The organism is Pseudomonas sp. A2 (assembly GCF_023100865.1).
GTDB classification, from domain to species: Bacteria; Pseudomonadota; Gammaproteobacteria; order Pseudomonadales; family Pseudomonadaceae; genus Aquipseudomonas; species Aquipseudomonas asiatica.
Map to the genome: position 1 here is coordinate 229,783 of NZ_CP039127.1, position 14,762 is coordinate 244,544.

Genomic DNA, 14,762 nt, shown 5'->3' on the forward strand with positions numbered 1-14,762 from the left:
ACTCTGGCGCCGGGCCTGCGTGCCCGGTGATCTTTGCCTATGCTGCTGTCTACCACCCAGGAACCAATGTGACGAGGGACACCGCCATGTTCTACGTGCAACGCGATGCCGCTGGCCAGTTGCAGCGGGTCGAAGCAGCCGCTTTTGACCAGTTCACCGAAATGCTCCCCGCCGACCATGCCGATATCCAGGAATGGTTTGCCGATGACGTCGTGGAAAACAGCCTCAACCAGCTCAAGCAAAGCGATCTCGACATGATCCGCGTGCTCGAGGACTTGATCGATGTGCTGACCGCCAAGGGTGTGTTCAAGATCACCGACCTGCCCCCCGGTGCACAGGCCAAGCTGCTCAACCGTTCTACAGCGCGCAAGGCGCTCAGCAGCCTGAACAACCTCATCGATGAGGAAGAGCAGGGCGGATTGATCTGATTGCGCACCGCCTCTGACAGCCGTGCTATGGTTATTCTTTATCGGTATTTAAAATAAAACTCTTATGACTTTATAGTCGCTTCCACTGCGTACCCGTCGACCAATCGATGCGCCGCACGACTTGAACCCACACGGGAAATCCCCGTGCGTTTCTGATCGTTGCGCGCCATTGAAGTCGCGCACTGCGTGGGAGTGAAAAATGTCAGCCGCCTCGAACGCCTTGTCGATCATCGACAGCGCACTGCCGCAACGCTTCGAAATCCGCCCTTTTTCCGGTGCTGTAGGTGCCGAAATCATCGGCCTGGACTTGGCCAGGCCGGTCAACGCCGTGGATTTTGCCCGTATCCATCGCGCCCACCTCGACCACCATGTGCTGGTGTTTCGCGACCAACGCATCAGCCCTGACCAGCAGATCGCCTTCAGCCGCCGTTTTGGTCCATTGCAGATCCATGTGCTCAAGCAGTTCCTGCTCGCCGGCCACCCCGAAATCCTGATCGTTTCCAACATCATCGAGAACGGCCAGAACATCGGCCTGGGTGATGCCGGCAAGTTCTGGCACTCGGACCTGTCGTACAAGGAACTGCCCAGCCTCGGTTCCATGCTGCATGCCCAGGAACTGCCCGACGAGGGCGGCGATACCTTGTTCGCCGATATGCACAAAGCCTGGGAGGTCGTACCCGCGGCCCTGCGCAAGGTGGTCGAGGGCCGCAGTGCCGCTCACTCCTACACCGCCCGTTACGCCGAGACCAAGTTCGAAGGCAACTGGCGCCCGACCCTGACCGCCGAGCAGCTGGCGCAGGTACGGGAAGTCATCCATCCGGTGGTGCGTACCCACCCGGAAAACGGCCGCAAGGCGCTGTTCGTCAGCGAAGGCTTCACCACCCGTATCGTCGGCCTGCCAAGTGACGAAAGCCGCGACGTGCTGCAACAGCTGTATGCCCTGAGCGTGCTGGAGCAGAACATCTATCGCCACCAGTGGCAGCCTCACGACCTGGTGTTCTGGGACAACCGCTCGCTGATCCACCTGGCCACCGGCTGCCCCGCACACCTGCGGCGCAAGCTTTACCGCACCACCATCCAGGGCGATGCCCCGTTCTGACGACTGAGGAAACCCATCATGCGTAAATCCATCAGCCGCCTGGCGGCAAGCATCGGCCTGGGCGCAAGCCTTGTCGTCGGCAGCCTGGCAGCCCCCGCCGCGGCGCAAGCAGAAGGCAAGATTCGCATCGCCGAACAGTTCGGCATTGTCTACCTGCTGCTGAACGTAGTGCGTGACCAGCATCTGATCGAAAAACATGGCAAGGAGCAGGGCATCGACATCGAAGTCGATTGGGCCCAGCTGTCGGGTGGTTCGGCTATCAACGACGCACTGCTGTCCGGTTCGGTGGACATCGCCGGCGCTGGCGTCGGCCCGCTGTTGACCGTGTGGGACCGCACCAAGGGCCGACAGAACGTCAAGGCCGTGGCCTCGCTGGGCAACTTCCCGTACTACCTGGTCAGCAGCAACCCCAATGTGAAGACCATTGCCGACCTCTCCGACAAGGACCGCATCGCCGTACCGGCGGTAGGTGTATCGGTGCAGTCGCGCTTCCTGCAGTACGCCGCCGCCCAGCAATGGGGCGACAAGGAATACAACCGCCTCGACAAGTACACCCTGGCCGTGCCGCACCCGGATGCCACTGCCGCGCTGCTGGCCGGCGGCACCGAACTCAACGGACACTTCTCCAACCCGCCGTTCCAGGACCAGGTGCTCGCCAACAAGAACGTGCACGTTGTACTCAACAGCTACGACCTGCTCGGCCCCAACTCGCCGACCTTGCTGTTCGCCACTGAAAAATTCCGCAAGGACAACCCCAAGACTTACAAGGCCTTCGTTGATGCGCTGGCCGAAGCCGCGGACTTCGCCCAGAAGGACAAGGCGGCCGCCGCCGACACCTATATCCGCGTGACCAAGGCCAAGATCGACCGCGACACGTTGATCAGACTGATCGACAACCCGCAGTACGAATTCACCGTCACGCCAAAGAACACCTACAAGTTGGCCGACTTCCTCTATCGGGTAGGCGCCATCAAGCACAAGCCGGAATCGTGGAAGGACTACTTCTTCCAGGATGAACGCCCGCTGCAGGGGAGCTGACCAATCATGACTGCCCCATTGCCAGGCCACACGGCCAGCAACCTGAGCCGTGTCGCAACGCCGCCTTTGCTCAAGGTGGATAACCTCAGCCTCGAATACCGCACCGCGCAACGCGTGGTGCGGGCCACCCACCAGGTCAGCTTCGAAGTCGACCGTGCCGACCGCTTCGTGCTGCTCGGCCCCTCCGGCTGCGGCAAGTCCACCTTGCTCAAGGCCGTGGCCGGGTTCATCTCGCCCCAGGAGGGGCAGATTCTGCTGCAAGGTCAGCCAGTCAGCGGTCCGGGCCCCGACCGCATCGTGGTGTTCCAGGAGTTCGACCAGCTGCCGCCATGGAAGACGGTGAAACAGAACGTCATGTTCCCTCTGCTGGTGTCGGGCCAGCTGAAACGCGCCGAGGCCGAGGAGCGGGCACTGCACTACCTGGAAAAAGTCGGCCTGGCCGCCTTCGCCGATGCCTACCCACACACCCTGTCGGGCGGTATGAAGGCGCGCGTGGCGATTGCCCGGGCCTTGGCCACGCAGCCGAAGATCCTGCTGATGGACGAACCGTTCGCGGCACTTGATGCGCTGACCCGGCGCAAGATGCAGGAAGAACTGCTGCTGCTATGGGAGGAGGTGCGTTTTACCCTGCTGTTCGTTACCCACTCCATCGAAGAAGCGCTGGTGGTCGGCAACCGCATCCTGCTGCTGTCGCCCCACCCGGGGCGGGTGCGTGCCGAAGTGCACAGCCACCAGTACGACCTGGGCAGCCTGGGTGGTAGCGACTTCCAGGCCAGTACCCGGCGCATCCATCGTTTGCTGTTCGATGAGGTGGATGCCCCCGAACAGCCCGACGATCTTGGTTTCAACGATATCCGTATCGCCTACTGACAGGAGCTTCAGCCATGACCACTACACCTGTACGCCAGGAATACGAGGTGCAGCTGGAGCCTTTGCTCAGTGTGCCTGTGGAGCGCAACCTGCCGTTGGCTCAGCGCCTGTGGCAGCACGGCTGGTTGCGCAAGGCGGTCATCCTGCTGGTGATCGCCGTGCTGTGGGAGGCCATTGCCCGCTACCAGGGCAACGATCTGCTGCTACCGACCTTCCTGCAGACGGCCACGGCGCTGTGGGACGGCATGGTCAGCGGTGAGTTGCCGGCCAAGGTTGGCGTGTCGCTGGTGATTCTGCTCAAGGGTTACCTGCTGGGAATCATCCTGGCCTTCGGCCTCACCAGCTTGGCGGTGTCGACCCAGCTTGGGCGCGATCTGCTGGGCACCCTGACCTCGATGTTCAACCCGTTGCCGGCGATTGCCCTGCTGCCCCTGGCTTTGCTGTGGTTCGGGCTGGGCGACAACAGCCTGATCTTCGTGCTGGTGCACTCGGTGCTCTGGGCGCTGGCGCTGAACACCTATGCGGGCTTTCTCGGCGTGTCGGAGACCCTGCGCATGGCCGGGCGCAATTACGGCCTGAAAGGGCTGCGGCTGGTGCTGCATATCCTGGTGCCGGCGGCGCTGCCGTCGATCCTGTCGGGGCTGAAGATCGGCTGGGCGTTCGCCTGGCGCACACTGATCGCTGCCGAGCTGGTGTTCGGGGCCAGCAGTGGCAAAGGCGGGCTGGGTTGGTACATCTTCCAGAACCGCAACGAGCTGTACACCGACAAGGTGTTTGCCGGGTTGGCGGTGGTGATCCTGATCGGCTTGCTGGTGGAAGGGCTGGTGTTCAATACCCTGGAGCGGTTGACCGTTCGCCGCTGGGGGATGCAGCGCTGACGCGCATGTGCTTGGTTGGCCCGATCGTCGGCTTGCCGGTGATCGGGCTGATGTTGTCCGCCCAAATGGCGTAGCTCTGAAACACTTTCAAATATTTTCAAGCCGACTTGTCGTATAACTTGTAAGAAAATTCCTAAATTAGCATCGATCTCCGCAGAACGATTGCGTTGGAGTTTTTCCGTGCCTAGCCTGTTCCGCTCAATTGTTTACAAGGAACAGTAACCATGGCTTTCGACGCTTATATTCAAATCGCGGAAATCGCTGGCGAAGCAAAGGACGAGCAATACAGCAACTGGATCGAGATCCTTGGCTACACGTTCGGCAGCAGCCAAAGCGCCTCCGCCACCGCCAGTTCCGCAGGCGGCGCCACTTCCGGGCGTACCACCCTGAGCAACCTCACCTTCACCAAGTACCTGGACAACGCCAGTTGCAAACTGCTCGAAGCCAGTTGCGCCGGGCAGCACCTGAAGGAGGTGAGGCTGGTTGTCTGCCGCGCCGGTGGGGACAAGCTCAAATACTACGAAGTGGTGCTCGAAGAAGTGATCATCGCCGACTATGCACAAAGCGCGCATGCCGGCGTGCCGACTGAAATCATCCAGCTCGACTACGGCCGTATCAAGACCACCTACACCCGGCAGCAACGCGCCGATGGCCGTGCCGGCGGCAATGTGACCGGTGGCTGGGACCGGATTGCCAACAAGAAGTTTGCGTGAGGAACGACCATGTCCGAGGCACGCAGCTTTATAAATCCCAAGGCGCAGAATTACGCGACCCTGAAGAACGGTACACCGATGAACGCCAACCAGCAGGCCAAGTTCGATGTGCTCAATGGGCATATCGTCAACACCGTGGTCTTGGCCGGCGAACTGGTGATCGTCGGTGACCCCGATACTTCTTCCTGCACCAGCCATGAAGCCTTTCTCATGGGCAAGGCGGCTGGCATCCACCGCGACATCATGCTCAACGGGGGCGGTGTTGACGGTTTCATGCTGGATAACTTCGAGATGCTGCAAAGTCTACTGGCCCATGCATCGATGGGGGCAGGGGCAGCGAGCGATGGCTGGGCCAGGTATCTGGATGCAATCAAGAAGACGCTGGAACAGATCGAGCTACTGCACCGCGAGCATATGAGTGGTGGTGTGTTCAGGGCGCGGGAAGAGTTCTATGCCAAGCGTGTGGAGCTGTTCAGGACGTTGGACGAACAGCTGGGGAGGACGGCCGCCTATGGCTCGGGTCTACGAAATCAGGGATCGATCAAGCGAATGCTGCAGCTTTCCACCAAGCGTTATCTGAATGCTGGGGAGATATCCGGGTATGCAGAGAAGGTAACGGGAGTGGCGAAGGCTGCGAGTCTGATCAAGAAAGGGGCCTACATCGGGGTTGCGTTGGATGTAGCCGCTACTGGGCTGGAAATTAAAAAAGCTTGTACTCTGGGGCGGGAGGAGGAGTGTGCCAGAGCTAAGTACGTAGAGGGTGGTTCTCTGTTATTAGGTTTGACTGGAAGTAGTATTGTGGGCGCTTATGGCGGTGCAATCGCCACCGGGGCATGCGCGTTTGTGCTAGGAATTACAACAGGTCCTGGCTCTTTGGTTTGCGGAGTGGTCGGCGGGGCGGTTGGGGGAGCAGTCGGCGGCGAGATCTTTGGGGGATGGGGTGAAATTGCAGGTGATTTCCTATATCGCAAGGTTTCAGAATGACTATGTTTGAGCCTGGCCTGATTGTCTTGATGATCTTTGGCTTGGGAGTAATAACTCTGCTTGTCCTGGTTTATGTTGCTTATGCATGTTTAGATAGGGCTGAATCCCTTTTGGAGAAGTCTAGATATATACAGGGCGTTAAGGAAGGCTTTTTTCATGCTGGTATGCCGGGTAAGGTTTTACGTGTGTGCAGTATTGCCTTTCTTTTGACAATGCCAGGCCCCTACGTACAGCGTGGACTAGCAAACTCCGACGAGATAAAGAGATTTCCGAGGTCGCTGAGATTTTTGTTAATTGGGCTATGGCTAGCATTGACGATTGAAGTCTTAGCTATGCTGGCGTTTCAGGCTTGGCTTTATTATGTTTGAATTGCCTTGGGTGGCAGTCGTAAGCTCTTTGGGCCTGAGAGACTTTGTGAGGGGAAAAGGGCTGGTTGATGTTCCAGAGGTACGAGCAGTAACTGAGTACATCGAAAGGCTACTGATTTCGCTGTGGCTCACGAACCTTGTCGTTGTCAGCATTTTGCATATGGGGTAGGGGCTTTACGAAACTGATTGCCAGGTGACCACTCCTACGGCGATTTGCAATAATTTACGGTGAGTAATAAAGCGTGAGCAGTCTTGAGATGAATGTGGTCGCGATTTGTTTTTTCTGCTTGGGTATGGTTGCGCTTTTAGTGAAAATATATGTCGCCATAAGATATCTTGATGAGATTGAAGGTCTGCTATCAAAAAGCAGTTTTGTATCGGGGAATAGGAAGCTTTATTTGCACGCAGGCATCATCGGTAAGATTATGCGTATCTGTACCATATCAGCACTTCTGAGCACGCCATACCTATTTGCTCGCAAGGGATTGGTTGACGAGGCGCAACTGCAGAACTTTCCGACGCGTATGAAAAGACTGCTTATAGTAACGTGGTGCACAATGTGTATTTCTTCAGTCGCATTCCTCGCGCTCGGGTCTTTTTAAGAAAGTGTTTGGAGGAAGCGCGCAGGCTGCAGTGTGATGCGCGGTGCTCCATTGCACCTTGTCTGAAGAAGCTTGCCGAGATGATGGGGGAACACTGTTGTTGGTTTGATCCGCTTGGGAGGCGAGTGTGTGGAAAGAGGATTGAATGAAATCGACAGTTGAAGTAATAGGAATGTCCATGTTGTTATTCTGGATAATGATCAGTGTGGGTATTATGATTTACCTAGCCTGCCGATATCTTGATTTGGTTGAATCGAACCTGTCGGGATGCAGTTATGTACGAGATAATCGGTTAAGTTTCTCATCGGCGGGTTTGCTAGGTAAAGTGTTGCGCATCTGCCTGGCCGCAAATATGCTTATGATGCCCGGTGTCTTTGTTAGCAAAGGTGTTGCGGATGCTTCCGAAATATTGCGCTTTCCAAAGGATCTGAAAATTAAAATTCTAGTTTCGTGGGGAGGGCTAATGATTTCTACGGTTGTTTTTGTTGTTGCCCATAATGTTCTGAAGCTTTTAAGCTTGCCCAGTTGATTATATCGGCTTAATTTATTATTAATTGGAGGGGTAAAGTGCCACTTTGCTATAAGCGGCTTGTGCTCTACTTTCATCTCGCAATTGCAGGCCAGGTTATTAGCCATGGGAAATCGAGACTTGCTGGTGGGTGAGCCTTGAGCTCAATGGCCATCCTGATACTGTGCCGCCGCTTCAACGAGTGTCCTGGCAATCTCCATGCGTAGCTGGCTGGGCTGCTCGATCACCACGCCTGCTCCCTGGCTCAGCACCCACCAGCGCAACCCCCAGCCATCCTCCACGGTGGCCCGCAGCCGATGGCCCTGCTCCAGCGCTGTCAGCTGCATATCGACACTCAACGGCGCTTCACGCAACTGTCGGGCCAGCAGGTCGCTGACCCAGGCCTGTAGCTCGACCCCTTCACCTTGCGCCGGCTGCAGCGAACCACCGCGCAAAAAACCCTGCAGATCGAAATTCCCACGCAACTCGCCAGCAACGTTCGCCGACCAGTGCCAGCCAAACGGAATGCTCTTGTCATTGCGCTCCAGCGGAAATATCAGCGACAGCTCATTGAGATCACGCTCGACAGTGCGTTTGCTGACGGTGAAGCCCACGTCACGCAGGCGCCAGACCAATTCGGCGCTGGTAATGCCTGGGGAACGGCTGGGCAGCTGGCGCAGCAGCGCCCACTGTCGGCTGAGGGTGGCGCGAGTGGTGGCGAACGGCAAAAGATAACGTCCTTGTCTAGGCTTGCCGCAATAGGATGGCGGCAGGCGTGGGTCATGGCAATTGGCCACAGCCTGCTCAGATCAAGGAAGTCGCATTTGGTTGCCTGGTGCCGAATCGTTCGCGACAGGTTTTGACGTTACGTCACGCAGAATCACGCCTCATCACAGCCGAAGGTTGGGGTTGTGTGTCGTTCAATGAGGATGAACATGTCTGCTGCCAGCAATATCCATTCGCTGCTTGCCCGCCTTCTGCCCGAGCGGGTCATTGCCCCACCGGCCGCTGTCGGGAGGCGACAGCGACTGTTTGCCGGGATAGGGTTGCCCAGCCAGCGCTCGCTGCTGGTCAGTCGCCTGGACGAAGCCAGCGACTTGCAGATGGTTTACGTCGACCTGCGCCGCCAGGCCTTGCAAGGCAATGTGGCGGCGCTCAACGACCTTGGCTGGATCTGGCTCAACGGCAAATACTGGCGTGCTGACACCGTGTTGGCCGGCCACCTGTTGCGCATGGCGGCCCTGCAAGGCAATGCCGCGGCGTGGTTCAACCTTGGGCAGCAACATTACTTTGGCAAAGGTATCGAACCCTCTTACCTACAGGCGGCGGAGTGCTACCGGCAGGCTTTCGAGCGGGGCATGCTGCATGCCGCTGCTGCCCTGGGTGACCTGTACGAGGAAGAAGTGTGCGATGGCAGCTTGCAGTGGCAGGTAGATCTTGTACAGGCCTACCAGTGGTTCCTGCGCGGGGCCGAGCAGGGCGAGGCACGCTGCCGTTTCGAGGTGGGCTACCGGTTGATGCACGGGCTGTACGTGGAGGCTGATCTCAAGGCCGCACTGTACTGGCTGGAACTGGCGGCAGCTGCGGGGGTGGTGCAGGCGGCTGAAGAGCTGGCGGTGCACTTCAGCAGCCGTGACGAGGGCCGCTACCAGGAGTGGCGTGACCGGGCGGTGCAGATGGGCAGTACATTGGCCTTGACCATGAAGCTGGAAGACCAGATACAGCCCTGAATGCTCTGTTGCCTGTCCGGGCCTCTTCGCGGGTAAACCCGCTCCCACAGGTACCGCGCATGGCTTGAATCCTATGCAGCACCTGTGGGAGCGGGTTTACCCGCGAAGAGGCCGGCACAGGCAGACCAAAACCCCAGCATGAACAACAATTCATCCGTCACCCCCGGTTGACGACAGGGGGAGGCACAGGCGTATATTGATAGTTAGCAAACTATGAATATCCTTGGTTCCTGTCATGTCCCTTGATCTCCTGCGCCTGCAAGTCAGCAGCGGCATGGTGGTTGCCGCCCGCCATTGGCGGCGTATCTGCCATACCGCCCTGACCGGTTACGGAATTTCCGAGGCTTGTGCCGTGCCGTTGCTGATGATCGTGCGCCTGGGTGACGGCGTGCATCAGGTGGCCGTGGCCCAGGCCGCCGGCCTGGAAAGCCCGTCGCTGGTGCGCCTGCTCGACCAGCTGTGCAAGGCCGGCCTTGTATGCCGCAGCGAGGACCCGTTGGACCGCCGCGCCAAGGCCCTGAGCCTGACCGCCGAAGGCCGCACCCTGGCCGAGTCTATCGAAGCCGAGCTGGTGCGCCTGCGCCGCGAGGTGCTGCATGGCATCGACCAGGCCGACCTGGAAGCCGCCTTGCGCGTGCTGCGTGCCTTCGAAGCCGCCGGCCTGGGCAACACAGGCGGGGCAGCATGAACGGTTTCTTCAGCTCGGTGCCCCCGGCCCGCGACTGGTTCTATGGCGTGCGTACCTTTGCCGCCTCCATGATCGCCCTGTACATCGCCCTGCTCATGCAGCTGCCGCGCCCCTATTGGGCCATGGCCACGGTGTACATCGTTTCCAGCCCGTTCCTTGGCCCCACCAGCTCCAAGGCCCTGTACCGTGCCGTGGGCACGCTGCTCGGCGCCGGCGGGGCGATTTTCCTGGTCCCACCGCTGGTGCAGTCGCCGTTGCTGCTGAGCATCGCCATCGCCCTGTGGACCGGCACCTTGCTGTTCCTTTCGCTGAACCTGCGCACCGCCAACAACTACGTGTTGATGCTGGCCGGCTACACCTTGCCGATGATTGCCCTGGCGGTGGTCGACAACCCGCTTGCTGTGTTCGACGTGGCGTCTTCCCGCGCCCAGGAAATCTGCCTGGGGATCGTCTGCGCGGCGGTGGTCGGAGCGATCTTCTGGCCACGCCGGCTGGCGCCGGTTGTAGTCGGTGCCACTGGTAGCTGGTTCACCGAGGCGATCCGCTATAGCGACACCTACCTGGCCCGCCAAGCCAGCGCAGACCAGGTTGGCGGCATGCGCGGGGCGATGGTTGCCATCTTCAACTCGCTGGAGCTGATGATCGGCCAGCTCGGCCATGAAGGCGCCGGTCCGCACACCCTGAAGAATGCCCGCGAGTTGCGCGGGCGCATGATCCACCTGCTGCCCGTGATCGATGCCCTCGACGACGCCCTGGTCGCCCTCGAAGGCCGCGCCCCGGCACAGTTCGCCCAGTTGCAACCGTTGCTCAATGCCGCCCGCGAATGGCTCAAGGGCACTGTCGACAGCGCCTCGGTGGCCCGCTGGACGGCCCTGCACGAACAGATCGAGCGCCTGCAGCCGGGCGCCGCTGCCCTCGACCAGCGCGCCGAATTGCTACTGTCCAACGCTCTGTACCGCCTGACCGAATGGGCCGACCTGTGGCAGGACTGCTGCAGCCTGCAGCATGCCCTGCGCAGCGACGATTCCAAACCCTGGCGCGCGGTGTACCGCCACTGGCGCCTGGGCCGCCTGACGGCGTTCTTCGACCGTGGCCTGATGCTGTATTCGGTGGCCTCAACCGTACTGGCGATCGTTGTCGCCTGCGGCCTGTGGATTGGCCTGGGTTGGAACGACGGCGCCAGTGCAGTGATCCTCGCCGCCGTGTCGTGCAGCTTCTTCGCCGCCATGGACGACCCGGCGCCGCAGATCTACAGGTTCTTCTTCTGGACGCTGATGTCGGTCATCTTCTCCAGCCTGTACCTGTTCCTGGTGCTGCCCAACCTGCACGACTTCCCGATGCTGGTGCTGGCCTTCGCCGTGCCATTCATCTGCGTTGGCACCCTGACCGTGCAGCCGCGTTTCTACCTGGGTACCTTGCTGACCATCGTCAACACCTCGACCTTCATCAGCATCCAGGGCGCCTACGATGCTGACTTCTTCACTTTCCTCAATTCCAACCTCGCCGGCCCCGTGGGGCTGCTGTTCGCCTTCATCTGGACCTTGGTGATGCGCCCGTTCGGTGTGGAGCTGGCGGCAAAGCGCATGACCCGCTTCGCCTGGCGCGACATCGTTGAAATGACCGAGCCGGCCACCCTGGCCGAGCACCGCCAGGTCGGTGTGCAGATGCTCGACCGCCTGATGCAGCACCTGCCGCGCTTGTCGCAAACCGGGCAGGACAGCGGCGTGGCACTGCGCGACCTGCGGGTGGGGTTGAACCTGCTCGACCTGCTGGCCTACATGCCGCGTGCCGGGCAGCAGGCTCGTGAGCGGCTGAACACGGTAGTCGAGGAAGTCGGCGCGCACTACGCCGCCTGCCTGCATGCCGGCGAGCGCCTGCACGCCCCGGCCGCGCTGCTGCGCAACATGGAGCGCGCGCGCCTGGCGCTGAACCTGGATGAGCTGTACGAGCGCGGCGATGCCCGCACCCACCTGCTGCACGCACTGAGCGGCCTGCGCCTGGCACTGCTGCCGGGCGTGGAGGTGATGCTCGAGCCAGCCGAACAACCGCAACTGCCCCCCGGCCTCGACGGAGCACCCCTGTGATTGGTGAACTGGATATCAGCGGGGTATTCCTGCCCACGCTGCTGGTGATGATGTTTGGCACCTACCTGCTGTTCCTCGGGGTGCACGCGGTGCTGGTGCGCCTGCATTTCTACCGCCTGGTCTGGCACCGGGCGTTGTTCAACGTTGCCCTGTATGCCGTGCTGCTTGGTGCGGTGGACCACTTTTGCCGAAACCTGATGCTGCCATGAAAAAACCTTTGCTGACCTTGGGCCGCGTGGTCCTGACCTTGCTGGTAGTGACCTTCGCCGCCGTGCTCGTGTGGCAGATGGTGGTGTACTACATGTTCGCCCCCTGGACCCGCGACGGGCACATCCGCGCCGACGTGATCCAGATTGCTCCGGACGTGTCCGGGCTGATCCAGAAGGTCGAGGTGCGTGACAACCAGACCGTCAAGCGCGGCGATGTGCTGTTCACCATCGATCAGGACCGTTTCACCCTGGCCCTGCGCCAGGCCAAGGCGACCCTGGGCGAGCGCCAGGAAACCCTGGCCCAGGCCACCCGCGAAGCGCAGCGCAACCGCAAGCTTGGCAATCTGGTGGCCGCCGAACAGCTGGAAGAAAGCCAGTCCCGCGAGGCCCGTGCCCGCTCTGCCGTCAGCGAGGCGCAGGTGGCCGTCGATACCGCCCAGCTCAACCTCGACCGCTCGGTGGTGCGCAGCCCGGTGGACGGTTACCTGAACGACCGAGCACCGCGTAATCACGAATTCGTCACCGCCGGCCGCCCGGTGCTGTCCGTCGTCGACAGCGCCTCGTACCACGTCGATGGCTACTTCGAGGAAACCAAGCTTGGCGGTATCCACATCGGCGATGCCGTGGACATTCGCGTCATGGGCGACAACACCCGCCTGCGTGGCCATGTGCAAAGCTTCGCCGCCGGCATCGAAGACCGTGACCGCAGCAGTGGCGCCAACCTGTTGCCCAACGTCAACCCCGCATTCAGCTGGGTGCGCCTGGCCCAGCGTATTCCGGTGCGCATCGCCTTTGATGAAGTGCCGCAAGACTTCCGCATGATTGCCGGGCGAACCGCCACGGTGTCGATCATCGAGGGCCAGCGCCCATGAAACAGCTGATCCTGGCGGGGCTGTGCCTGTCGTTGGGGGCCTGCATGATGGTCGGCCCCGACTATGAGGTGCCGAAGGACGCGGCGGTGCAACGCAGCGACCTCAACGGCCCGCTGCGCCAGGATGCCGACAGCGTGGTATCGGCACCGGTGCCTGAGGACTGGTGGCAGCTGTATCAGGATCAACGGCTGAACGAGCTGGTGCGCCAGGCCCTGAGTGCCAACACCGACCTGCGCGTGGCTGCCGCCAACATTGCCAAGGCGCGCGCCCAGGTCGAAGTGGCTGAGTCGCAAGGTGGCTTCAACGGCGGCGTCAAACTTGGCGCCCAGCGCCTGCAGGAATCGGGCGAGGCCTTCCTGCTGCCAGAGAAAGTGCCGGTGGCCAACATCGGCGAAGCCATCATCAGTGCTTCGTACCAGTTCGACCTGTGGGGTACTTTCAAGCGTGGCACCGAGGCGGCCAAGGCCAATGCCGACGCAGTGCAGGCCGCCGCCGATACCGCCCGCATCACCCTGGTGGCGGATGTGGTCAAGGCCTACACCCAGGTGTGCTCGGCCAACGAGGAATACCACATTGCCCGCGAGTCGCTCGACCTGCAGGAGCAGAGCGTGAAGCTTAACCAGCGCCTGCGTGATGCCGGGCGTGGCGACGAAACCCAGGTCACCCGCTCGCAGACCCAGTTCAAATCCTTGCGCGCCGAACTGCCACGCTTCAAGGCGGAGCGCGAGACCGGCATGTACACACTGGCCGCTTTGTTGGCCAAACCGGTCGATCAGCTGCCTGCCGGCACTGCCGATTGTGCCGAGCTGCCGCACCTGAACCAGCTGGTCCCGGTGGGCGATGGCGCGGCGCTGCTCAAGCGCCGTCCCGACGTGCGCCAGGCCGAACGGCAGCTGGCCGCTGCCACTGCCTACATCGGCGTGGCCACCGGCGCCCTGTACCCCGACATCAGCATTGGCGCCCAGGTTGGCACCATCGGTATCCTCGAGAACCTTGGCGAGCCGGCGACCAACCGCTGGGGCTTTGGACCGCAGATCAGCTGGACCATCCCCACCAACGGCACCCGCGCCCGCATTCGCATGGCCGAAGCCTCGACCCAGGCAGCCCTGGCGAATTTTGACGGGGTAGTGTTGAACGCCATTCGCGAGACCCAGACCCGCCTGGCGCAGTACAGCGCCCTGCTGGACCGGCGTGACGCGCTGGCCGAGGCGGAGAAGTCGGCCAAGGAAGCGGCGGACCAGACGCACCGGTATTACCAGGCGGGGCGTGAATCGTTCCTGGCCGACCTGCAGGCGACGCGGACCTATACCGACATGCGCGCGCAGCTGGCGGCGGCCAATAGTCAGGTGGCTCAGGGGCAGATTGGTGTGTTCCTGGCGTTGGGTGGGGGGTGGAAGGACACCGCCAAGCCTTGAGGCCCAATCGCCGGCAAGCCAGCTCCCACAGGTACCCCACCGCTTTTGAGGCCTGTGGCGCACCTGTGATAGCCGGCTTGTGCATGCCTCGAAGTTGGTGCGTACCCTGTGGGAGCTGGCTTGTTGGCGATCGAGGGCAAAGCCCTCGCCTAGGTTCTAGAGCTGTAAGACATTTCCGAACCAGAAACCAAATGCTTCAGTTCGGACGCCCTGTCGAATTATCCTACAGCACCTGTCGGAAGGTGCTGTCTTGGCTGGAAAGTGTTCCCGGAATAC

General features: G+C 60.8%; 16 protein-coding genes. 15 read left to right on the top strand and 1 reads right to left on the bottom strand.

Annotated elements, in window-relative coordinates; genetic code table 11:
• The first annotated feature begins 86 nt into the window (after nt 1-86).
• From E5221_RS01015 to E5221_RS01055, 9 genes are all read left to right on the top strand, one after another.
• Entirely contained in the window at nt 87-428 is a 342-nt protein-coding gene (locus E5221_RS01015; RefSeq protein ID WP_015268518.1) for a hypothetical protein, read from the top strand.
• A 199-nt stretch (nt 429-627) separates the two neighbouring features.
• Nucleotides 628-1,527 (top strand): TauD/TfdA family dioxygenase, encoded by a 900-nt coding sequence (locus E5221_RS01020; RefSeq protein WP_247846774.1) that lies wholly within the window; start codon nt 628-630, stop codon nt 1,525-1,527.
• Between the two features lie 18 nt (nt 1,528-1,545).
• Complete coding sequence (locus tag E5221_RS01025; protein ID WP_102083316.1) at nt 1,546-2,565, top strand: ABC transporter substrate-binding protein; 1,020 nt, start codon at nt 1,546-1,548, stop codon at nt 2,563-2,565.
• A gap of 6 nt (nt 2,566-2,571) precedes the next feature.
• A complete protein-coding gene (locus tag E5221_RS01030; RefSeq protein ID WP_061552073.1) occupies nt 2,572-3,435 on the top strand; it encodes an ABC transporter ATP-binding protein in 864 nt (287 codons plus the stop codon).
• Nucleotides 3,436-3,449: 14 nt separating this feature from the next.
• Nucleotides 3,450-4,313, top strand: coding sequence for an ABC transporter permease (locus tag E5221_RS01035; RefSeq protein ID WP_015268522.1), 864 nt, complete (start codon nt 3,450-3,452; stop codon nt 4,311-4,313).
• Between the two features lie 224 nt (nt 4,314-4,537).
• Nucleotides 4,538-5,026 (top strand): type VI secretion system tube protein Hcp, encoded by a 489-nt coding sequence (locus E5221_RS01040; protein ID WP_015268523.1) that lies wholly within the window; start codon nt 4,538-4,540, stop codon nt 5,024-5,026.
• A gap of 9 nt (nt 5,027-5,035) precedes the next feature.
• On the top strand, nt 5,036-6,010 hold the full coding sequence (locus tag E5221_RS01045; RefSeq protein ID WP_102083317.1) for a hypothetical protein: 975 nt from the start codon (nt 5,036-5,038) through the stop codon (nt 6,008-6,010).
• The gene (locus E5221_RS01050) at nt 6,007-6,378 is read left to right on the top strand and encodes a hypothetical protein (protein WP_054573363.1); all 372 of its coding nucleotides are present in this window, start codon (nt 6,007-6,009) and stop codon (nt 6,376-6,378) included. The genes E5221_RS01045 and E5221_RS01050 overlap by 4 nt, the downstream gene beginning before the upstream one ends.
• Before the next feature lie 747 nt (nt 6,379-7,125).
• Entirely contained in the window at nt 7,126-7,509 is a 384-nt protein-coding gene (locus tag E5221_RS01055; protein ID WP_182330230.1) for a hypothetical protein, read from the top strand.
• A gap of 143 nt (nt 7,510-7,652) precedes the next feature.
• Here E5221_RS01055 and E5221_RS01060 read toward each other — a convergent pair whose 3' ends face one another.
• On the bottom strand, nt 7,653-8,216 hold the full coding sequence (locus E5221_RS01060; RefSeq protein ID WP_015268527.1) for a WYL domain-containing protein: 564 nt from the start codon (nt 8,214-8,216) through the stop codon (nt 7,653-7,655).
• 207 nt (nt 8,217-8,423) lie between these two features.
• On the opposite strand from E5221_RS01060, the gene E5221_RS01065 reads away from it, so the two are divergent.
• The 6 genes from E5221_RS01065 (at nt 8,424) to E5221_RS01090 (ending at nt 14,486) form a co-directional block, all read left to right on the top strand.
• A complete protein-coding gene (locus E5221_RS01065) occupies nt 8,424-9,218 on the top strand; it encodes a tetratricopeptide repeat protein (RefSeq protein ID WP_102083319.1) in 795 nt (264 codons plus the stop codon).
• A 235-nt stretch (nt 9,219-9,453) separates the two neighbouring features.
• Nucleotides 9,454-9,906, top strand: a complete 453-nt coding sequence (locus E5221_RS01070; protein WP_123085384.1) for a MarR family transcriptional regulator — start codon at nt 9,454-9,456, stop codon at nt 9,904-9,906.
• A complete protein-coding gene (locus E5221_RS01075; RefSeq protein WP_247846775.1) occupies nt 9,903-11,990 on the top strand; it encodes an FUSC family protein in 2,088 nt (695 codons plus the stop codon). The genes E5221_RS01070 and E5221_RS01075 overlap by 4 nt, the downstream gene beginning before the upstream one ends.
• Entirely contained in the window at nt 11,987-12,199 is a 213-nt protein-coding gene (locus E5221_RS01080) for a DUF1656 domain-containing protein (RefSeq protein ID WP_003255905.1), read from the top strand. The genes E5221_RS01075 and E5221_RS01080 overlap by 4 nt, the downstream gene beginning before the upstream one ends.
• The gene (locus E5221_RS01085; protein ID WP_039614279.1) at nt 12,196-13,071 is read left to right on the top strand and encodes an HlyD family secretion protein; all 876 of its coding nucleotides are present in this window, start codon (nt 12,196-12,198) and stop codon (nt 13,069-13,071) included. Before E5221_RS01080 ends, E5221_RS01085 begins: the two co-directional genes overlap by 4 nt.
• Complete coding sequence (locus tag E5221_RS01090) at nt 13,068-14,486, top strand: TolC family protein (protein WP_025337268.1); 1,419 nt, start codon at nt 13,068-13,070, stop codon at nt 14,484-14,486. Before E5221_RS01085 ends, E5221_RS01090 begins: the two co-directional genes overlap by 4 nt.
• Nucleotides 14,487-14,762 lie beyond the last annotated feature (276 nt).